Raw genomic sequence first — 19,439 nt, 5'->3', positions numbered from 1 at the left:
GTCGCATCTTGCTTGTTATTTGACGCGCCATCTGCGTTGTGACTTCAGTTGCATAGCGGTGCTATGCGCCCTTAGTCACGCCTTATTGGCACGCCAAATCCCTTCGCAATCTTGCGACATTTTAAGAGTTACAAGGCACTAGTCCGAGTTGCGCAATTCCAGAGATTCTTTATAAACGTCGCTGCCGGGCAGGCCGAAATCCTTGGCGACCTGTTTGACGATCTGCTTCCAGCTCAGATCGGTCGCGGCGTGCAACCTGGCCAGTTCCTCTTTAACCGTCCCCTGCGGCAAACGATCCGGCGCGGGTCCAAGCAACAGAACCAGTTCACCACGCACCCGTCCTGCGGCGTAAAAATCAACCGCTTCGGCGGCCGTTCCGCTGAACAGCTCCTCATGCCGCTTGGTCAATTCGCGAGCAACCGAGAGCTGCCGGTCCGGCCCGCAGACAGCGACAATATCCTGCAAACAAGCCAGCAAACGGTGTGGGCCTTCATAAAAAGCCACCGTCTGTTTTTCATTGAGGAATTGCTCCAGCAGCTGCCGCCGACCGTGAGTCTTGGACGGCAAAAAACCGACAAAACGAAAAGCATCGGTCGGCAGTCCGGATATCGACAGGGCTGCAATCAGCGCCGAGGGTCCGGGGACGGCGGCAACCGTCAAGCCGGATTGGCGACAGCGGGAAATCAGCCGGTAGCCGGGATCAGCGATACAGGGCGTGCCGGCATCGGAGATCAACGCCAACGATTGACCAGCCTGCAACTTTTCGAGCAGCTGCAGCGAGCGCTGCTCCTCGTTATGCTCGTGATAGGAGATCAGCGCGGTTTTAATCGCGTAATGATCAAGCAGCTTGCGGCTATGACGGGTATCCTCGGCGGCGATTAAATCCACTTCCTGCAGAATCCGTACGGCACGATAGGTCATGTCCTCGAGGTTGCCGATCGGAGTCGCCACGACATAGAGGGTCCCGCTCACTCCACTGCCTCCAGTTGTTGCAGCCAGAGATTGACCACCGCATCACTCGGCATCCGCCAGTCACCGCGTGGCGAAAGGGCCACGGTACCGACCTTCGGTCCGTCCGGCAGACAAGAGCGCTTGAACTGCTGGGAAAAGAAACGCCGATAAAACTGCTTAAGCCAGTGAATCAAGTCGCTACGCGGAAAATCGGCAAACGCCTGCTCGGCCAACATCAACACTTTCTCCGGCGAAAAATGCATACGCACCACCTGGTAGAGGAAGAAATCGTGCAGCTCGTAGGGGCCGACAACTTTTTCGGTAAACTGACCAATATTACCATCGGCATCCGGGGGGAGCAGTTCAGGGGAAACAGGGGTCGCGCAGACATCGATCAAGACCTCGGCAACACGCTCACCAAATTCTTCCTTGGCGCACCAGTCAACCAAATAACGAACCAGGGTTTTCGGTACCCCGGCATTGACCCCGTACATCGACATATGATCGCCGTTGTAAGTACACCAGCCAAGCGCCAGCTCTGAGAGGTCACCGGTACCGATCACTAACCCACCGACCTGGTTGGCAACATCCATCAGGATCTGGGTCCGTTCGCGGGCCTGACTGTTTTCGTAGGTGATGTCGTGGCAGGTTTCATCGTGACCGATATCAGCAAAATGTTGCCGCACCGCAGCATCAATCGGCACGACGCGCAGGTCAGCGCCAAGCAGATCAGCCAATTCTTCAGCATTGCCGCGCGTCCGGTCGGTGGTGCCGAAACCGGGCATGGTCAAGGCGACAATCCCCTTACGATCAAGTCCGAGGCGATCAAAAGCCTTGACTGTGACCAGCAACGCCAGGGTTGAATCAAGTCCGCCAGAAAGGCCGATAACCACTTTTTTGCTGCCCGTATGGCGCAAACGCTTTGCCAGCCCGCAGGTCTGCAGCAGAAAAATTTCCTGGCAACGGGCATTACGCTCCTCGTCAACCGGCGGGACAAAGGGCGTGCGGACAACCAAACGACGCAACTCGCGCACCGGACAGGGCGCAAAGCGAAACGCCTGGATACGGAAATTATGCTCCGGATGGCCACTGCCAAAGCTGCTGTTGCGCTGCCGCTCACCAACCAGTCGCGCCAGATCGACATCCGCGACGGCCAGCTGGCTGTCAAACTGAAAGCGCTCGGTTTCAGCCAAAATCTGACCATTTTCAGCAATCAGCGAGTGTCCAGAAAAGACCAGGTCGGTACTCGACTCATTGGGACCGGCTGACGCATAGGCATACACGGCCAGACAACGGGCGGATTGCGCTGCAACCAGTGCCCGCCGATAGGCTTGTTTACCGAGAATTTCCGGGCTGGCGGACAAGTTGAGCAGCAGAGTCGCACCAACCAGTGCCTGCGAACCGCTCGGTGGCGCAACCGCCCAGCCATCTTCGCAAATTTCGATGCCCACCTGGCAATCGGGGAAATCTTCGGCGCGAAATAAAAGATCATCGCCAAAGGGGACCTGCTGTTTATCGATCAGCAGGTAATTGCTGCTGCGCTCGGATGCGGAGCAGAACCAGCGCTGCTCGTAAAATTCTCCGCTATTCGGCAGAAAGGTTTTCGGCACCACGCCACAGATTTCACCGTGAGAAATCAACACCGCGCAATTGAACAAACGTCCGGCCGCCGACAAGGGAGCCCCCACCACCAGAGTCATCGCTTCAACGGCGCTAAAGCGGGCCAGTTCAATCAGCGCCTGCTCGACGCGCTGTTGCAGCAGCTGCTGAAAAAACAGATCACCACAAGTATATCCGCTCAGACAGAGTTCCGGGAACAACACAAATCGACACTGCTGCTGACTCGCCTGTCGAGTGACTTGATAAATCTGTTCGAGATTGAAATCAACATCGGCAACCCGTAACTCCGGGGTCGCCACGCCGAGGCGCAGCATGCCGAAAGCCGTTAAATCAATCGACTGACTTTCTGTCGTATCAGTCATACCCACTCCTGTAGAGAGCAACCAAATATATTAATGGAATTAATCTGCCAGCCCGAAAGCATTCGGCAGGTGATCGATAGAAACACGGCCATCACTCTGGCATAGAATTGCCACAACATCAAACCGGGGCTGCAACTTACCAATACTTTCCTGCTTTAGATACCACTGCGCGGTACGGATGATCTGCTGTTGCTTGCGAACGCCGACGGCCTCTTGTGGCAGACCGAAACCGGTCCCACGGCGCGTTTTAACTTCAACAAACAGTAGCTCGTTGCGACGCCGGGCAATAATGTCGATCTCACCGACCGGGGTGCGATAATTACGCGCCAGGATTTTCACCCCTTGCTTGCGCAAATACAGGACCGCCTGCTCTTCCCCCCACTGCCCTAAAGCAAGCCGCTCCTTGCTCATCTACCCCTCCAGGTGTTCTTTGACTCCGGCAAAACTGGCCCGATGATGACGGCCCGGACCGATCCGGGCAATCGACTCTCGGTGCTGCAGCGTTCCGTAACCTTTATGCTTGGCGAAGCCATACTCCGGTTGCTGCCGGTCGAGACTTTTCATGATCCGATCCCGAACCACCTTGGCAACAACCGAAGCCGCGGCTATCGACAAGGAACGGCTGTCGCCCTTTTTCAACGTCTGCTGCGGGGTCGCCACCGGCAACGGCGTGATCCCATCAATCAGCAGATAATCGGGGGGCAACCCCAGGCGACCGATCGCTCTTTGCATGGCCAATAAAGTCGCCTGCAGAATGTTTATCTGATCAATTTCTCCCGGCGAAGCGACCCCGATGCCGACATTTCGAGCCTGTTGGCAAATCAGCGGGTACAGAACATCACGTTGCTTTTCCGACAGTTTTTTCGAATCGGTCAGCCCCGGAAGATCAAAGCTCTGCGGCAAAATAACCGCAGCCGCCACAACGGGACCGGCTAAAGGACCGCGCCCGGCTTCGTCGATTCCGGCAACCGTCCGGTACCCCCTGTGAAGTGCCTGTTCTTCAAAGTAGAGGGTTGAGACGTCACTGCGGCCAAACAGTTCCAGATTGTGCATAAAAGAACAGATCCCTAAAATACAGAAAAAAAAAGCCCCCAACAGTAGTTGGGGGCTTATCTTACCTAATCCCGAAGATCAAGCAAAACGCTTTTCGGTGATCCGAGCAGCTTTACCACGCAGGTTGCGCAGATAGTAAAGCTTGGCACGACGCACCTTACCGAAACGAACAACTTCGATTTTCTCGATATTTGGTGAGTGGAGTGGGAAAATCCGCTCGACACCAATACCACCGGAGATTTTGCGCACGGTATAAGAAGAGGCAATGCCACGATTGTAGCGCTTAATGCAGACACCCTGAAAAAGCTGGATCCGCTGCTTGTCGCCCTCGACGATCTTAACATGTACCTTAAGGGTGTCGCCGGCCTTAAAAACCGGGATATCCTTCTTTAGTTGTTCCAATTCCAACTGATCGATGATGTCCATTCTTCATCCTCCTCGATGTATCAATTCCGTGTTTTTTACAATACGGTTTTAGCGTTTATTTTCTGCAGGACAATCCCTGCGTAACAACCTATCTAATTATCAGACTCTGCAGCCCGTTTAATTTGTATCAGTTTCTGCCTGTCTTGCTTACTCAAATCCGCTTGTTCCAACAGCTCCGGTCGCCGCTGCCAGGTCCGTAACAACTGCTGCTCACGACGCCAGTCAGCTATTTTACCGTGATCCCCAGAGAGCAGCACGGGTGGAACATCCATCCCGTCAAATACTGCCGGTCGCGTGTACTGTGGATATTCAAGCAAACCGTCCGAAAAGGAGTCAGTTTCAGCACTGCCCTTCGAACCGAGCACCCCCGGCAGGTAACGGGCAATAGCATCTATCATCACCATCGCCGGCAACTCACCACCGGTCAAAACAAAATCGCCGAGGGAATATTCAGCATCAACCAGCGACTGACGTACCCGTTCGTCGAATCCTTCATAACGGCCACAGAGAAAAATCAAACCGTCCTCAGCGGACAGCTTCTTGGCGTGACCCTGATTAAAGGGGACGCCCTGCGGTGTCATCAGCAACACCTTCGAACTTGGCGTTCGCTGCTTCAACTCGGCAACAGCCCGGGCAATCGGTTCCGGCTTCATGACCATGCCATCACCACCACCATACGGGGTGTCGTCGGTCGTCAGGTGCTTGCCTTCAGCCCAATCACGCAAGTTATGCGCACGAACCTGCAGGAGCTCCTGCTTAATGGCCCGACCGATAATGCTTTCCTGCAACGGCGAGTCAAACATGCCGGGAAACAGGGTCAGAACGTCAAAGATCATTGTTGCTGCGGAATCAAGCCTTCAGGAAGATCGACCCACATGATCTGTTCCTGAAGATTGATCTCCAATATAAACTGCGCTACAGCGGGAATCAGAACTTCACCAAACGGTCCCTTGACTACATAAGTATCATGGGCGGCCGTCGTGAACATTTGTTGCAGACGACCAAGTGGACCACGTTGTCGGTCAACCACCTGCAAGCCTTGCAACTGTTCCCAGTAATGTTCATCAGCTGCCAACTCTGGAAGCTGATCTTCAGGCAGAAGAACCTGCCCACCGATCATATGCTCAACCTGATTGATCGATTCATGATCCTGCAGACGCAATAAAACCTGCCCCTTATGAACAGCCTGACGTACCGGTTTGGCAGTCAGCATTTCACCTGAAGGCAGGTGTAAATAAACTTGCTTTGCAGCCAGTAAAGCATCTGAACCACCGGAATTCAGCCGGATTTTCAGGTCTCCTCGCAAACCATGTGTGCCTACGATTTTGCCTATTTCCAGCAAAGATTCTGATCGGTTATCCATTTACCCTACTCTTGCCTGTTAAACCGATCCGAAAATCCGATTACTCCATGATCTGCAGTGCTGCGCGTCGATTTTCACGCGTCGCCTTAGCATTGAGCAAGGTTCGCATCGCCTTAGCGTTACGACCCTGCTTGCCAATGATCCGCCCCATATCTTCCTGGGCTGCAGCTAACTTGACGAGAACAGTTCCATCTTCGGCCTCTTCCTCAGAGATAACAATCTCATCAGGTTTTTCGACCAGAGACTTGGCGATATACTCGATCAGGTCTTTCATGGGTCATCCTCCGGGTGGATAGGGGCCCGTTGCCCCGGATTCGGACCAGTTCGGATCAGGCCTTATGCAGTTGCCTTCACCTTGAACTTGGCCCAGACACCGGCGCCACGCAGCAACCGGCGAACCGTATCAGTTGGCTGTGCACCCTTATTCAGCCATTCCAGGGCGCGATCTTCTTTAAAGTTCATCAGGGACTGCTCCTGGCGCGGATCGTACTGACCCAGAGCCTCGATAAAACGGCCGTCCCGAGGACAACGCTCATCGGCTACAACAACCTGGTAAACTGGCTTCTTTTTTGCGCCGCCACGAGCGAGCCGGATCTTTACTGACATGCGGTATTTCCTCCTGGTACTTCTTTTTGTATGTGTTTCGAATAGTAAACTTTAGTTTCTATTCCATGTTTTAGAAAGGAAGCTGACCACCCCGGCCAAGCATCCCCTTGAGTCCTTTCGGACCCATCTTCTGCATCTTCTTCATCATCTTTTGCGCTTCGATAAAGCGCTTGAGTAACTGATTAACATCCTGCACCCGAGTGCCGCTGCCATTGGCGATCCGCAAGCGCCGCGACCCGTTGAGGATTTTATGATCAAGCCGTTCTTTTGCAGTCATCGAACGGATAATCGCTTCAATTTTCTTCAACTCATCTTCCGGCAACTGCATCCCCTTGGCCTGCTTCATCGCCTTGCCGGCGCCGGGAATCATTTTCAGCAACGAGTCAATGGAACCCATTTTCTTGACCATCTGCATCTGCTCAAGAAAGGTTTCCAATGTAAACCCATCCTTGCGCAGGGCCTTTTCCATCGCCGCAGCGTCATCTTCGTCGACCGCGGCCTGAGCTTTCTCGATCAAGCTGAGAACATCGCCCATACCGAGAATTCGCTGCGCCATCCGATCGGGATGGAACTGCTCAAGCGCATCAAGCTTTTCGCCCATACCGACCAACTTGATCGGTTTACCGGTGACGGCCCGAATCGACAGGGCGGCACCACCACGAGCATCGCCGTCCAACTTGGTCAGAACAACCCCGGTCAAGGGCAGCTGTTCATCAAAGCTGGCAGCAACCGTCACCGCATCCTGCCCGGTCATCGCATCGGCGACGAACAGAATTTCTTGCGGTGCGACACTGGCGACAATCCGCTTTAGCTCACCCATCAATTCAGAATCGATGTGCAGCCTACCAGCGGTATCAAGAATCAGTGTATCAAAACCATTCAGTTCTGCATATTCACGTGCACGGGTGCAGATATCAACCGGATCTTGCCCGGGATGAGAATCAAACACCTCAACATTAATCTGCCGACCAAGCGTTTTAAGCTGCTCGATAGCCGCCGGACGATAAACGTCAGCCGGAACCAGCAGCGGATTGCGCTTATCACGCCGTAATTTCAGAGCCAGCTTGCCACAGGTTGTTGTTTTACCCGCGCCCTGTAAACCACAAAGCATCAAAGCAACCGGCGGCTTGACGGCTAAATTAAGAGAGTTATCCTCCCCTTCGCCCATCAGCTCGGCCAGTTCTTCGCGAACAACCTTGATAACCTGTTGTGCCGGGGTCAGGCTCTTCAGAACATCCTGACCGGCCGCCCGTTCACCGACGCGGGCAACAAAGCCCTTGACCACCCGGAAATTGACATCAGCCTCTAGCAGCACCAGGCGGATCTCCCGCATGGTCTCCTTGATGTGCTGTTCCGTCAAACTCCCGTGTCCACGGAGCTTCTTGAAAACCGAATCTAGCTTGTCAGATAGTGTATCAAACATATCACTGCTACGGCAAAATCCACGAAAGACTAAATATAAAAAAGGGCCAAACCCTTGTCAAGTCCAAAACCCTCGCACAATAAGACCTTTCACAACAATTGCGAAAAAGTGCCGTCTTGCTTGTGCCAGACCTCGGCGATAACCAAACCTGTATCGTTCAACGCCGCCTCTATCTGAGAGCGATCATCCGCAGAAAAACGGATGGCCAAGCCACAATCAGAACTCAACTGGCGCGGCACCGGAATCAGCAACACCGCTAACCCCTCAGCCTTAAGAACTTTTTCCGCCTTCATCACCCGATGAATCGAATGAAAAATGGCGACACAATCACCGTCATTAACCACGTCAAAACTCCTACCTGAACCAAACCTCCAGCCCAGCTCGGCCGCGCATCATGCCACGTTTGCCAGCCACTTGCAAGAGGGTATCTCTGCTTCGGTGACAATTGACAGCAATCCTCGCAGAAGGTTAGAGTGACAATAGTAACATATCCGATATATACGCCCCCGAAGGGATCCATACGTGCAACTTGATAACTTCCTGCCGCTTGCGGCGCTACTGATCTTTTCCTTTGGTTCAAACCTCCCCCTCGGCTACCTCCGCGAAACCAGCCGAAAATTTTCCCTGCATTGGTTTATTTTGGTCCACCTGTCAATACCTTTTATTGTCCTGTTACGCAGCCTGTTTGGCTTCGGCTGGCAAATGATCCCCCTGACCCTGTTCTGCGCAGTCTCCGGGCAACTCATCGGTGGCCGTATCCGCCGGCGAACCCCACAATGAGCCGCAAGGGTCGCACACCAATGAGGCAGGCCGCACGGGTCGGCTCAGTCCTCAAACAGGTCCTTGGCAACAATAACCTTGACGATCAACTCTCCCGCTACCAGGCTTGGGTCATTTGGGACAAGTTGGTCGGAGAACAGATTGCCCACCGGGCACGACCGCTAAGGTTCCGCCAGGGCATTTTAGAGGTTCAGGTTGACCACCCAGTCTGGATGCAACAGCTGCAGATGCTAAAACCGAAGATCCTGGAAAAACTGCAACAACAGCTGCCGAACGCCGACATCACTGATATCTACCTACGCAAAGCGGCAACGCCTCACGCCAGAGGAAGGCTGTCCCCTAAAAAACAGGAAGCACCGAAATGGCAAGAGACCCAATTATCAGAGCGGGAAAAGAAACAGATAGAAATCCAGCTTAACCCACTTCAAGACCCGGACATAAAAGATGAAATGCGCCGACTGATCACGTTACAGAAAAAGCTCGACAAGGGCCGCGACAACAGCTAATCAATGGGATTTGCATACATTGCCATAACCTCAGCAGTATAATCGCGTCCCACCCCTTCGTAGATAAACAACGGCTTCTCTACAACCAGCCCAGCCCGACCAGCCTTACGGCCTTCGATCAAAACCATCCGCGCGGGATCCGAACGACGAGAATGGATCATCCGCAGCCGCTTCGGCTCGATGCCACGGGCCGCCATCAACCCGAGAAGTTCCGGGAGGCGCTCAGCCAGATAAATCAGCGCAAACCGTCCACCGTTTTTGAGCAGCCAGGCTGCGGCAGAAACAAAATCCTCCAACCCTCCAGCCAATTCATGCCGCGCGGCCGCACGTTCGTCCGCCGGAGAAATCCGCCCTCTGCCAACTTGCCGATAGGGAGGATTACTGACCACCAGATCGCTACTTGCCACCGGCAACAGCTGCCGAACCTGGCGCAGGTCGCCCGGGACAATACGCACCCGCTGCTGCAAGCCGTTTAACTCAACATTACGCAGCGCCCGCTCAGCCAAAGTTGATTGCAGTTCGATGCCGATCAGCCTTACCGTCGCATACAACTTGGCCAGAATCAGCGGGATAACCCCGCAACCGGTCCCCAGATCAACAACTGTGTCGCCCTCACGCACATCAACAAAGCGTGCCAGAAGTACCGGGTCGAGCGAAAAGCGATAGCCCTTTTCCGCCTGAATCAGCCGCAGATCGCCAATTGACAATTCATCGATAGTTTCATCCATAGCCATCACTAAGCACAAAAAAACCAGTCACGTCAATACGCCACTGGCCAGCCAATCCATATTTCAAGTGATCGCTAGAAGGTCTTTTTAACCTGCATTTCCCACTTGTGCTCGACCCGCTCAGGCTGACTGATTCCGGCTGTCCGGGTCCCGTATGCGTAGTCGAATTCCACCTGAAACTTGGAGAAATCAATACCAGCGGAAAGGAAGACCAGCATGGTACCGGTCTCCGCAACGGTGTCAAACTCATAACGTAATTTGGCGCTGAGCAAGGTCTGACGGGTTGGATAAATTTCCGAGAAAAGAGTAAAACTATACGATGAATCCGATTGCCCACCCACCTGAGTGTAATCCTCATATTCAAACTCTTCGCCCACCGCAGCAAGCCTACGCAACAAGCCACGATCCTTCCAGAAGGTGTATTTGTACTCCTGGGTCAGTAGATAGCGCTGATCAGAATCACCGGCCTCAAACTCTCTCCATTCAAATTCCAGCTTCAAACCATTCTGATGGTTTCTGCCGGGCAAATAATCAATCCGGCCAGAACTGGCAAAACTTTTTTCTACAGCCCCGCCCTGCCGAACAAGAGAACCACCGTCAAGCAGACCCGCATCGGCACTAGGTCCGTCCAACACACTGCCGACAATCAACTCACTATCCATTGATGCCGTGACAGAACGGCCATAATAATTAACATTATGAACAACCGAAAACTGCCCGCCAGAAGCGGCTGGCGAGTCGACATAATCATACGTAAGCTCCAGTCGGTTATAGATCCTGCTGGCCGGCCGATGGTCCAGCGACCAACTGCTTATGGAACGATAGTAAGTCCCATCAACGCCCCCACTGGCACTACTACTGTCAGAACTAATGGCATCAATACTGGCTTGGATAAAATCGACCGTCGAACCATCATAGGTCCCCGACCCATAAACCAGCTCCTGATCAAACGAGGTGCGCAGCTCGGAGGTCAAATCGCTGGAAACCTGCCCCTTAAGCTGCTGCTCCCAATAGGAAACATCCTGCCCGCTTTCTGCGGTTCCTTCAATCAGGGCAACCGAATAGGACCCGAACAGCTCTGTCGGTGTCCGGTAGCGCTGGTTATTGTAAGCCTCGATTCCGACACGCAACGCATGACCCTGACCATCCGTGCCATCCTTGTGCTCCAAATCCAAGGTTGGCGATACAATATAGCGGGACTGGGTAAAAGCCTCGATTCGAGACGCCAAGAAAAGGCTGTTCCGCGAACTCTCAGTACCGCCCACGGCTGAACGACTCTCGTCACTTGCCGTCTCCAGTCGCACCCGCCAGGTCGTCTCTCGATTCAACCGACCATTGGCAAACACAGGGACCTCTAAACGCTTCTCTACAGAATTAGCGTCACGGATCCGGCTGAATGAGGTATAGGCTCCACCACGCCAGTCAGACCTTTGGGCAGCCGTGAACAGATTATAATCATATCGCTCTTGATATGATTCCGTAGCATTCTGGCTCGGAGTTGTTTCGGAATAGGAGATATCGGTGGACACCTGGATCCAGTTGGTCAAATCGACCCATTGCCGGCGGTTGACATGGTCGATGGTCCCCAGCAGATAGGTCTGCTCTTCGTAATCATTGCTCGGGTCAATTTTGTCATCATGGGTATAAAAACGATAATGAAACCAGTTTTTATTCTTATTCAGCGAGACAAAGGCCAGATCACGGTCGGTATAGTGAAGGGGGGTCGGGCCCTCGATATCCCTGACCTCCGTCTGGCGAAAATCAATAAACAGTTTCGGCATCGCATTGAGCACATCCCGGTAGGTACCACGGTAAGCACCATTCTTGACCCCGGCCATCAAGGTCAGTCCGGTGGTCACACGCGAACCGCTCTGCACTCCGGCAACAATTCCCGATTGATTATCAGACTCTTGACCACTGAACAACTCCCCGAGCTCCCGGGTCTCCAGACTTGGGCTATCCATATCGAATGAGTATAAATGCAGCCGGAACGGCAAACCGCCAGGGGCCAGCAGCAGATCCCCCTTGAAGAGAATTTTATCGAGCGGATTGTCGATAGCGACCTCGGCACCATTTATTTCCGTATCAACCTGATTCCATTGATACCCCAGCGCCAGATCATACTCCCCAGCTCGCCCCTCGCTGAGCTTACCAGCCCCCTGCCAGAGCAACGAGTACTGCTGCACAAAGTGACTGGCACTCTGAACATTTTCCCCGTCCTCCTCGACGTCATGCTCAGCATAACGCAACGCTGCAGAGCCACTCCAGTCATGCTCCAGCGCATACGACGAACTCGCCATCAGCAGCAGAACAAGCAGAGAAAATATGAGGTTAAACCTTAGAAGCATCGAAGGTCCTGACAAAAAAAATTGTCGGTCAAACTTTAGACAGCGTGCCTTGCCACATACATCACGGAGCTGAAGGATTTCCCCTTCAGCTCCGTATGTATGCAACTCGATGGGCCTAGCGGTTACTTATCGTGGCAGGCAAGGCACAGGGCCGACTGGGTATTGGTGGTCCGAAGGAACGGCTTCGTGCCAGCCACTTCGGTCCCCGGATCGTGAACATCGTGACAGGAAGAACACCAGACGTCACCGGCAAACGTCAAGTCAGCCGGGTCGTCGTCCGCACCGTCGGCAGTGCCGACCGGCTTCAGACCGGCGCCGCCGGTATTATAGGCAAAGCCGACCGGATGGTCGTTGGTGAAGTTAACACCGAGCAAGGCTGGACCCGCAGCCAAAGTCAGAGTCCTAGTAGTTACAGTGTCCGCCAGGACACCGGTAGCACCATTCAGGTTAACCAGGTTTTCCGTCATCGCACCGTCATGGCAGCTCATGCAGAGCAGCGTGTCACCCGTGGCGAGAACCATCGTTGCATCGAAAGTGGTACTCGTATAAACGACCGGAGCAACTAGAGCATCAGCGTTGCGGTTCCAGAGCGGCACAGTGGAAAGTGCCGCGTGCGGGGTGTGACAGAAGACACACAAACGGTCAGTATTATCTGAGCCATACTGCGTCCCATCGACCGGTGACGTAAAAGTCGAAAGGCCGGACATGTCATGAGCCGAGTTTAGGATACTTGCCGCCATTGCCGACGAAGACGCCAGCAACAGCACTATGAGCATTACGCATACATTTTTCATCATCTTGCCTCCATGTTTTTCCCTGTTCGGGAAATGTTGATTGGACCTTCTTACTACTATTGACTACTCCTAATTAATAAAACCTACTACTATCCCCCTTGTTGCACATTTCATACCAGACAGAAAGTCAGCAATATCGTCCCCGCAATGCGCTACCCGAGCAAAAACACGCGATCCCCCGGACCTGCCAGCGATTTCGCCACTCCTCTCACCTCAGTCTTTTTGCTGGTAATACTGCAAGTCCTGCTCGGTCACCGGATGGGAACGCAGGTAATCCGCATTCAGGTATTGCCATTCAGCAAACCGCTTATTCAGCATATCGGCGATATAAATCCGATCCTGCTTATCGATAAAGATAGAATTTGGACTGGCAAAACCGATCGCCTTCCCGGTCGGGCCATCCATACCGGTATAGAGCAAAAAATCCCCTTTGGGAGTGTAGCTAAGCAAAGCGGACTTGCGAGAATCGACGATATGCAGGTTGCCTTCACTGTCAAAAGCGAGATCCTTGGGCATCTCGAAACCTGAACGCTGGTCACTGCGCTGACCGAAGAAATAGAGCGCCTCCCCTTCGGGAGAAAAAACCTGAACCCGCGCATTAAGTATTTCGGTAACAAACAGATTGCCGGATTTATCTACCGCTACCCCAGACGGAGCGCGCAACTTCCCCAACGCAAGACCCTCCCCACCAAGGGTCTGCAGATGCTGCCCCCGCAGATCAAAAACTTCAATTGTGTGTGCGGCGATATCTGAGACGTAGATTCTCTGCCGAACATCATCGACAACAACCTTGAGCGGTTTTTCTAGCACCTGTTCACCGAAAGAAAACAGAGGGCGGTGATCGGCAGCCATCACCACGATATTTTTGTTCTCGGGGACAACGACATAAATCTTTCCGGAATTGTCGACCGTCACCCCGTAGGGCTTGCCGTCCATCCGCTCAAAAAGTAAACCGACCTTACGCGCATTGAAATCAAAGATCAGAACGTTTGCCTGTCCCGGATCGGACACATAAACCCGCCCCTTGCCATCAGCGGCGATCCCCCAGGGGAACAGCAGCTTTTTGCCGCTCTCTCCCAACAGGGCCTCAAGAGCCCGCGCTCCGGCGGACGTCTCTAACTGACTCTCAGCATAATAGACGCCGATCCATTCTAACTTGGGAGTCTGCGGCGGTGCCGGCCAGAGAATCCGTGGCGCGGAGGGCGTAGCACAGCCGGAAAGCAAAAACAACAATCCGGCGAGCAAGAAAAGCTGCTGCAAAAAAGATCTGTTCTTCACATCGTCCTCCGTCACATCTATTTCCGATGACATTTCTGACACAAGGCAAAACGACCCTGTACCCCGCCAACAAAATACCAGCGCCCCTTGCCACCATGCGGATTATGGCAACTAACACAGGAAAACTCTCGCCCAGCACGAAGCGGATCCTTGGGACCGCTGAGCGGATGTGAGCGGCCCGTCACCCCGCGCCCGACATGTACCCCCTCATCGATCTTTTCATGGCAACCGAGGCAGAGCTCGTTAACCTCTGCTACCAACTGCCCCTGATGTGGCGTCGCATGGGAATCATGGCAGGTATTACACAAGCCTGCCTCAACCGGCCCGTGGACATTTTTCTGCCCAAGATATTCATCAACGATATCCTGATGACACTCGTTACAGAGATCGGCATGAATGGTCCGTTCGCGAAAACGCCCCTTGTCATTTTGCAGTTCATGACAAGAACCGCACTCATAGGCCCCGGCCGGACCATGCGACCATTCCGGGCGCAACATGCCGCGATGACAGGTGACGCAGGGATTTTTCTGCGCTGAAGGAAGATCCATTGCGGCTTCGTTTGGGCTCAGATCATGACAGGCAACACAAGCCGCCTCTTTTTCCGGAACGTGCATCAGGAAACGGCGAAAGCCCTCCGGTGGAGGGGCTAGCTGATCGGCACGCAAAAAGAACTTAACTTCGGTCTCCGCAATCATCTCGCCTTGCTGATAACCACGCACCTTGACCCGATTCTCTCCGGGGTCAAAAACCGGCTGCAGAATCAACATATCCTGAAAGACCGCACGGTACTGCTCCCCGGAGATATCGATCAAATCGCTGGTCTCGCCGGCGATTTCGACAACCAACCCATCAACCCCTTCTCCAGCCTTAATGACCAAGGCTTCAGAGCGGTTAATATAGGTCTCATTGCCCGGATAAAGAATTTCAAGGGCTGCGGAAAAGCTGGCGCAATTCAAAACAACAACAATCGTCAGAATCATGATTCTGAGCATAAATTTCTCCATTTATCTCTGCTCTTTAAAATCAGTCGGGACATAAACCTCATCGCTACCAATCGGATTATTCTTTAGATACGCCTCACTTAAAAACTGGAACTGGTGCACCATCTTGCTCAGGGCATCGACAACAAAAAAAGCGCCGCTGGCATCGGCAGCAATCCCCTGCGGGAAGTCAAATCCCCCAGGGTGCACCGCGCCACCAACAACCACTGATCGCCCACCGATGGTTTGTAAATAATTCCCCTGCATATCAAAGGTAACAAAGCGGTGAGCCCGACTGTCGGTCACATAAATGTGGCCAAAGCCATCGACAGCAATTGCCTTGGGCAGCTGGAAAGACCCGAGAGCGGTCCCCCGCTCGCCGAACATGCGGATAAAACTGCCGTCCTGTTTGAGCACTTGAACGCGCGCATTAAGGCTATCCAGCACCACAAGCTCGCCATTTGGGCCAAGATCGAGATCAAGCGGGAAATTGAACTCCCCTGGGGCTGAGCCGCGCTTGCCGAGTCGCGCCAACGGTTGACCGTCGGCACTGTAAACCGCAATTTGGTGATTCAAGGTATCAGCGACATAGAGCCGACGGTGCACAGCGTCGAAAACCATCCCGTTCGGTCTGTTCAACTGGCCTTTGCCGAACTCAGCGACAACCACCTCCGACGGACTAAAACGAAAGATAGACCCGGTTGACGTATCAGAAACATAGCCGCCGCCCTGATCGTCATATGCGACTCCCATCGGCATCGGAAAACGAAAAATTTCGTCATCCCGATCATGCAGGGTGCGAATCTCACCAGCCTCAAGATCCGCAATCAGCAACTGCCGCTTGCCCATATCGGCCACGGCAAAACGTTTGCCACCAAAGGTATCGATACCACGTGGCGAAGCAAAAATAGCCACCCCCGCCTCGATGCCGAGAACAGCTTGAGCAAAGGCGCTTTCCGCCGGCCAGACATCTTGGTCGGCAGCAAAAAACTTGACATATTCGATCTTCGGCTGCGGGCTGCCTATCGGCCAGAAAAACCGCTTGCTCGCCACCTGCGGTTGCGAAGCGCAGGCGTTTAGCAACAATGGCAAGAGCAGCAACAATACAAAACGGAAGCTCATCTTTTATGCTCCACCCTTAATCATTCGGGAACGGCCGAACCGGATCGTAGGTTTTCGGCTTATGACAACCAACGGTGCAGGTTGTTCCACTGTCGCTCTCTTGGATATAGATCGGAATCTCCCAGCGGCCGAAACCGGGAATCTTGCTCTTCACCAACTTCTTCTGATCAGCGCCATGAACCCCGTGACAGGTTTTACACACCCGCCCCTTGGTTGCCTTGTTGACGTGCAGAAAATGTAGATTGCGGTCACCGTTGCGGAAGCCGGTCAGCTCCGAGGTTCGCTCGTAGAGGAAGGCCCGACTGTCATGGCACATGAAACAAAGCCGATAATCATCCTCGTCAAAACCGGTATAAAAGGGCTCAGGATAACTCGCCTTAAGAATCCGGAAATAATCGGAACCGTGCGGGTCGTGGCAGCCCCAACAAACCCCTTCGGCAACCGGCTGGTGCTGACTTTTGGCAACAGCCATCTGCTCGCCGATCGCATCGTGGCAACTGACACAGAAAGTTTTTTCCGGCGCGGTAAACATTCGCAGGTTCCCGTTGCCATGGGGATCATGACAGACGATACAACCATCATCCATTGCCGCGTGCGGGGCCTTGGCGTTGGTGGCCGTATGAGCAATATCGGCATGACAATCAGCACAGAACGCCACCCCTTCGGCTGGCAACATCGCTGGAGCCTTGCCGGTGTGGGGATTATGACAAGAGGTACAGCCTTCGGTTACCGCAGGATGCACGTTTTCCATATCGATCAAGCCCTGCTTATCGACATGACAGAGGTAGCAGAGATCATTGCCCGGGGCCAAAAGCTGAAATTTATAATCGGTTGCATGAACATCATGACAATCGGCGCAGGCACCATTAGCGACCGGCTCGTGGTCAAATTTCTCAGCCACCATACTGTCATGGCACTCGTAACAAAGATCGGCTCCCGTCGAGGGCAACAACGCCGGTTCTTTACTTTGGTGCGGGTCGTGACAATCAGTACAGGCCCCAGCACCAACCGGGCCGTGTGCATAAGCCTTGCCGGCGGTTTTGCTTTCGTGACAAAGAGAACAAAGCTCACTGCCGGGCGCCAGCAGCAACGCCTTATTATTGGTCGCATGAGGATCATGACAACCAGTGCAATCTCCAGAAGCTACCGGGGGATGGACTGTGCCTCCGCCATCGGCTTTGCTTTCATGGCACAGATAGCAAAGTGCGGCACCTTCCGCTTTCAACATAAAGGCTGCGGCATCGCCATGTGGGTCGTGGCAGGCACTACAACCTTCTTCGATAATCGGGTGCACCACGGACTTACCGGCAAGAAAGTCCTCGTGACAGCTGAAACACATCTCTTGCCCTTCACCGGGCAACATAAATGGAGAATCGGTGGCATGAGGATCATGGCAGGAGATACAGTCACCACGCCTAACCGGGGTATGCAATACAGCTTTTCCCGCGCCAGGATCTTCGTGGCAGGTCAAACAAAATTCGGCTCCAGCAGCCGACAGCATACCGGCAGCAGCCCCCGAATGGGCCTTATGGCAACCTAGACAACCATCATTAACTATCGGGTGGACAACTTTACGCCCCGTGGTTTTGTCTTCATGGCATCGGTAGCAAAGAGCAGTATCCTCTCCGTAAAGAAAATATTGAGTTTCGCCCTGATGGGGGGAGTGGCAACCGGTACAGCCTTCCTCGACAACCGGATGAACAACCGGATCGTTGCCCGTCTTACTGCGATGGCAGCGGTAACACAGTTCCGGCCCCTGATCAATCAGCTCAAAGGCCTTTACTGTCTGCGGATGCCGGTCGCTTTTCTGACGGTGACAGATTTGACAACTGGCCGCAGCAACCGGGCCGTGGACATACTGTCCTTGACCATAATTAGCGTGACAGGTCGATGTAACACAAGTCTCATCGGCCACGGCAGAAAGGGTGCCACCGAGCAAAAAAAGTGCTAGCAAAATGCAAAACGAAACCGCACGAAACATTGTATAACCTCCCGACCCATTACAGCACTCTTATGAGCCAAGGCTAACTATACAAGAAATGCACCACCTTTTCTACTAATTAAATAAAAAAAACCGACCCGTAAATTCCGGATCGGCTTTCTTGACTAACCAGGTACTACAACAAGCAATTTATTTAACGTGACAACCTTTACACTTGGTTGGTCCGCTCTGCTTCTTGTGACAGTCTTTACACTGCTTGTGATAAACTTTTTTCGACTTGGCAACTTCAGGCTTAGCATCGTGACAGCTCTTGCACTTTGCGTAATCACCGGTGTGGTGACATGCGGCACAGTCAGTCAAGCCTTGGTGCTTGGCGTGATCGAAAGTGACAGCCCCCATCTTGACTTCCATCTTGATGACAGCAGGACCGTTGTCAGCAACCGCAACAAAAACGGTAGAAGCAACGAAGGCAACAATTGCCAGCAGTACGAGCATCTTCTTCATTGGTGGATCCTCCCTTTAATGTTAAAAAATCATGTCCAACGACAATTTAGTCATCACCCGTACGAGTGTCAACTGAAAAACTGTATATTGTATACGATTTCAAACTTTTCAGATCAGTCCGTCAGCGGCTAACTTCTCCTGCACCTTATCCGACTTAACAACCACTCCTGCCGCCATTTCACGCTTAAACTCCGACAGCTTACCGACCAACTCATTGTCTTCAGTTGCCAGGATTTGCGCGGCAAATATCCCCGCATTCCGAGCTCCGGCCGGGCCGATCGCCATGGTCGCCACCGGGATCCCCGCCGGCATCTGCACCATCGCCAACAGAGCGTCCAAGCCCTGCAACGAAGTTGCATCAATCGGCACAGCAATAACCGGCAAGGTCGTTTCCGCAGCAACCACGCCAGCTAAGTGGGCTGCCGCGCCGGCGCCAGCAATCAACACCTTGATACCGTTATCGCGGGCACCGCTGACATAAGTCGCAGTCCGCTCCGGGGTACGGTGGGCACTAGAGACTATCATCTCAAAAGGGATATCAAACTGCTTCAGAATCTTAGCCGATTCAGCCATAATCCCGTAATCGTTGTCGCTGCCCATCAAAATCCCAACCAACGGCTTTTTATCACTCATTATCCGACTCCTCAAATTCT

At 53.3% G+C, this 19,439-nt stretch carries 22 protein-coding genes; 2 read left to right on the top strand and 20 right to left on the bottom strand.

Annotated features, from left to right (window positions below):
* Positions 1–138: 138 nt before the first annotated feature.
* From rsmI to ACZ5PT_RS10820, 11 genes are all read right to left on the bottom strand, one after another.
* The gene (gene rsmI, locus ACZ5PT_RS10870; RefSeq protein WP_464263057.1) at positions 139–972 is read right to left on the bottom strand and encodes a 16S rRNA (cytidine(1402)-2'-O)-methyltransferase; all 834 of its coding nucleotides are present in this window, start codon (positions 970–972) and stop codon (positions 139–141) included.
* Positions 969–2,933 carry an NAD(+) synthase gene (locus ACZ5PT_RS10865; RefSeq protein WP_464263056.1) on the bottom strand — a complete coding sequence of 655 codons (1,965 nt, stop codon included), beginning with the start codon at positions 2,931–2,933 and terminating at the stop codon, positions 969–971. The genes rsmI and ACZ5PT_RS10865 overlap by 4 nt, the downstream gene beginning before the upstream one ends.
* A gap of 39 nt (positions 2,934–2,972) precedes the next feature.
* Complete coding sequence (locus ACZ5PT_RS10860) at positions 2,973–3,344, bottom strand: YraN family protein (RefSeq protein WP_464263055.1); 372 nt, start codon at positions 3,342–3,344, stop codon at positions 2,973–2,975.
* Positions 3,345–3,986, bottom strand: a complete 642-nt coding sequence (locus tag ACZ5PT_RS10855) for a ribonuclease HII (protein WP_464263054.1) — start codon at positions 3,984–3,986, stop codon at positions 3,345–3,347.
* A gap of 78 nt (positions 3,987–4,064) precedes the next feature.
* A complete protein-coding gene (rplS, locus tag ACZ5PT_RS10850; RefSeq protein WP_464263053.1) occupies positions 4,065–4,412 on the bottom strand; it encodes a 50S ribosomal protein L19 in 348 nt (115 codons plus the stop codon).
* A 92-nt stretch (positions 4,413–4,504) separates the two neighbouring features.
* The gene (gene trmD, locus ACZ5PT_RS10845) at positions 4,505–5,248 is read right to left on the bottom strand and encodes a tRNA (guanosine(37)-N1)-methyltransferase TrmD (protein ID WP_464263052.1); all 744 of its coding nucleotides are present in this window, start codon (positions 5,246–5,248) and stop codon (positions 4,505–4,507) included.
* Positions 5,245–5,775 carry a ribosome maturation factor RimM gene (gene rimM / locus ACZ5PT_RS10840; protein ID WP_464263051.1) on the bottom strand — a complete coding sequence of 177 codons (531 nt, stop codon included), beginning with the start codon at positions 5,773–5,775 and terminating at the stop codon, positions 5,245–5,247. The genes trmD and rimM overlap by 4 nt, the downstream gene beginning before the upstream one ends.
* 40 nt (positions 5,776–5,815) lie before the next feature.
* The gene (locus tag ACZ5PT_RS10835; protein ID WP_464263050.1) at positions 5,816–6,049 is read right to left on the bottom strand and encodes a KH domain-containing protein; all 234 of its coding nucleotides are present in this window, start codon (positions 6,047–6,049) and stop codon (positions 5,816–5,818) included.
* A 62-nt stretch (positions 6,050–6,111) separates the two neighbouring features.
* Complete coding sequence (gene rpsP, locus ACZ5PT_RS10830) at positions 6,112–6,381, bottom strand: 30S ribosomal protein S16 (protein ID WP_464263049.1); 270 nt, start codon at positions 6,379–6,381, stop codon at positions 6,112–6,114.
* A gap of 70 nt (positions 6,382–6,451) precedes the next feature.
* Positions 6,452–7,804: a signal recognition particle protein gene (gene ffh, locus ACZ5PT_RS10825; RefSeq protein ID WP_464263048.1), complete on the bottom strand. Its 1,353-nt coding sequence runs from the start codon at positions 7,802–7,804 to the stop codon at positions 6,452–6,454.
* 89 nt (positions 7,805–7,893) lie between these two features.
* Positions 7,894–8,148, bottom strand: coding sequence for a putative Se/S carrier protein (locus tag ACZ5PT_RS10820; protein WP_464263047.1), 255 nt, complete (start codon positions 8,146–8,148; stop codon positions 7,894–7,896).
* 178 nt (positions 8,149–8,326) lie between these two features.
* Here ACZ5PT_RS10820 and ACZ5PT_RS10815 point away from each other — a divergent pair, with 178 nt between their 5' ends.
* Both ACZ5PT_RS10815 and ACZ5PT_RS10810 read left to right on the top strand, forming a co-directional pair.
* The gene (locus tag ACZ5PT_RS10815; RefSeq protein WP_464263046.1) at positions 8,327–8,584 is read left to right on the top strand and encodes a hypothetical protein; all 258 of its coding nucleotides are present in this window, start codon (positions 8,327–8,329) and stop codon (positions 8,582–8,584) included.
* Between the two features lie 20 nt (positions 8,585–8,604).
* Positions 8,605–9,090 carry a DciA family protein gene (locus ACZ5PT_RS10810; RefSeq protein ID WP_464263045.1) on the top strand — a complete coding sequence of 162 codons (486 nt, stop codon included), beginning with the start codon at positions 8,605–8,607 and terminating at the stop codon, positions 9,088–9,090.
* Here the strand turns inward: ACZ5PT_RS10810 and ACZ5PT_RS10805 are convergent.
* The 9 genes from ACZ5PT_RS10805 to purE form a co-directional block, all read right to left on the bottom strand.
* On the bottom strand, positions 9,087–9,818 hold the full coding sequence (locus ACZ5PT_RS10805) for a tRNA1(Val) (adenine(37)-N6)-methyltransferase (protein ID WP_464263044.1): 732 nt from the start codon (positions 9,816–9,818) through the stop codon (positions 9,087–9,089). The genes ACZ5PT_RS10810 and ACZ5PT_RS10805 overlap by 4 nt on opposite strands.
* Positions 9,819–9,892: 74 nt before the next feature.
* Positions 9,893–12,166: a hypothetical protein gene (locus ACZ5PT_RS10800; protein WP_464263043.1), complete on the bottom strand. Its 2,274-nt coding sequence runs from the start codon at positions 12,164–12,166 to the stop codon at positions 9,893–9,895.
* Between the two features lie 122 nt (positions 12,167–12,288).
* The gene (locus ACZ5PT_RS10795) at positions 12,289–12,963 is read right to left on the bottom strand and encodes a cytochrome c3 family protein (protein ID WP_464263042.1); all 675 of its coding nucleotides are present in this window, start codon (positions 12,961–12,963) and stop codon (positions 12,289–12,291) included.
* 210 nt (positions 12,964–13,173) lie between these two features.
* Entirely contained in the window at positions 13,174–14,238 is a 1,065-nt protein-coding gene (locus tag ACZ5PT_RS10790) for an NHL repeat-containing protein (RefSeq protein WP_464263041.1), read from the bottom strand.
* 17 nt (positions 14,239–14,255) lie between these two features.
* Positions 14,256–15,230 carry a cytochrome c3 family protein gene (locus ACZ5PT_RS10785; protein WP_464263040.1) on the bottom strand — a complete coding sequence of 325 codons (975 nt, stop codon included), beginning with the start codon at positions 15,228–15,230 and terminating at the stop codon, positions 14,256–14,258.
* A 12-nt stretch (positions 15,231–15,242) separates the two neighbouring features.
* Positions 15,243–16,340, bottom strand: a complete 1,098-nt coding sequence (locus ACZ5PT_RS10780; protein ID WP_464263039.1) for a 6-bladed beta-propeller — start codon at positions 16,338–16,340, stop codon at positions 15,243–15,245.
* A gap of 16 nt (positions 16,341–16,356) precedes the next feature.
* The gene (locus ACZ5PT_RS10775) at positions 16,357–18,321 is read right to left on the bottom strand and encodes a cytochrome c3 family protein (protein WP_464263038.1); all 1,965 of its coding nucleotides are present in this window, start codon (positions 18,319–18,321) and stop codon (positions 16,357–16,359) included.
* A 150-nt stretch (positions 18,322–18,471) separates the two neighbouring features.
* Positions 18,472–18,786, bottom strand: a complete 315-nt coding sequence (locus tag ACZ5PT_RS10770; protein ID WP_464263037.1) for a cytochrome c3 family protein — start codon at positions 18,784–18,786, stop codon at positions 18,472–18,474.
* A gap of 108 nt (positions 18,787–18,894) precedes the next feature.
* Positions 18,895–19,419 carry a 5-(carboxyamino)imidazole ribonucleotide mutase gene (gene purE, locus ACZ5PT_RS10765; protein ID WP_464263036.1) on the bottom strand — a complete coding sequence of 175 codons (525 nt, stop codon included), beginning with the start codon at positions 19,417–19,419 and terminating at the stop codon, positions 18,895–18,897.
* Positions 19,420–19,439 lie beyond the last annotated feature (20 nt).

The organism is Desulfuromusa ferrireducens, assembly GCF_055389805.1.
Note: the sequence above shows the minus strand (reverse complement) of the source record. Positions and strands in the feature narration are given on the sequence as shown.

Coding starts and splice junctions, on each gene's coding strand:
- ACZ5PT_RS10865 (WP_464263056.1), bottom strand. CDS start 2,933: ATGACTGATACGACAGAAAGTCAGTCGATTGATTTAACGGCTTTCGGC.
- ACZ5PT_RS10860 (WP_464263055.1), bottom strand. CDS start 3,344: ATGAGCAAGGAGCGGCTTGCTTTAGGGCAGTGGGGGGAAGAGCAGGCG.
- ACZ5PT_RS10855 (WP_464263054.1), bottom strand. CDS start 3,986: ATGCACAATCTGGAACTGTTTGGCCGCAGTGACGTCTCAACCCTCTAC.
- rplS (WP_464263053.1), bottom strand. CDS start 4,412: ATGGACATCATCGATCAGTTGGAATTGGAACAACTAAAGAAGGATATC.
- trmD (WP_464263052.1), bottom strand. CDS start 5,248: ATGATCTTTGACGTTCTGACCCTGTTTCCCGGCATGTTTGACTCGCCG.
- rimM (WP_464263051.1), bottom strand. CDS start 5,775: ATGGATAACCGATCAGAATCTTTGCTGGAAATAGGCAAAATCGTAGGC.
- ACZ5PT_RS10835 (WP_464263050.1), bottom strand. CDS start 6,049: ATGAAAGACCTGATCGAGTATATCGCCAAGTCTCTGGTCGAAAAACCT.
- rpsP (WP_464263049.1), bottom strand. CDS start 6,381: ATGTCAGTAAAGATCCGGCTCGCTCGTGGCGGCGCAAAAAAGAAGCCA.
- ffh (WP_464263048.1), bottom strand. CDS start 7,804: ATGTTTGATACACTATCTGACAAGCTAGATTCGGTTTTCAAGAAGCTC.
- ACZ5PT_RS10810 (WP_464263045.1), top strand. CDS start 8,605: ATGAGGCAGGCCGCACGGGTCGGCTCAGTCCTCAAACAGGTCCTTGGC.
- ACZ5PT_RS10805 (WP_464263044.1), bottom strand. CDS start 9,818: ATGGATGAAACTATCGATGAATTGTCAATTGGCGATCTGCGGCTGATT.
- ACZ5PT_RS10800 (WP_464263043.1), bottom strand. CDS start 12,166: ATGCTTCTAAGGTTTAACCTCATATTTTCTCTGCTTGTTCTGCTGCTG.
- ACZ5PT_RS10795 (WP_464263042.1), bottom strand. CDS start 12,963: ATGATGAAAAATGTATGCGTAATGCTCATAGTGCTGTTGCTGGCGTCT.
- ACZ5PT_RS10785 (WP_464263040.1), bottom strand. CDS start 15,230: ATGCTCAGAATCATGATTCTGACGATTGTTGTTGTTTTGAATTGCGCC.
- ACZ5PT_RS10780 (WP_464263039.1), bottom strand. CDS start 16,340: ATGAGCTTCCGTTTTGTATTGTTGCTGCTCTTGCCATTGTTGCTAAAC.
- ACZ5PT_RS10775 (WP_464263038.1), bottom strand. CDS start 18,321: ATGTTTCGTGCGGTTTCGTTTTGCATTTTGCTAGCACTTTTTTTGCTC.
- ACZ5PT_RS10770 (WP_464263037.1), bottom strand. CDS start 18,786: ATGAAGAAGATGCTCGTACTGCTGGCAATTGTTGCCTTCGTTGCTTCT.
- purE (WP_464263036.1), bottom strand. CDS start 19,419: ATGAGTGATAAAAAGCCGTTGGTTGGGATTTTGATGGGCAGCGACAAC.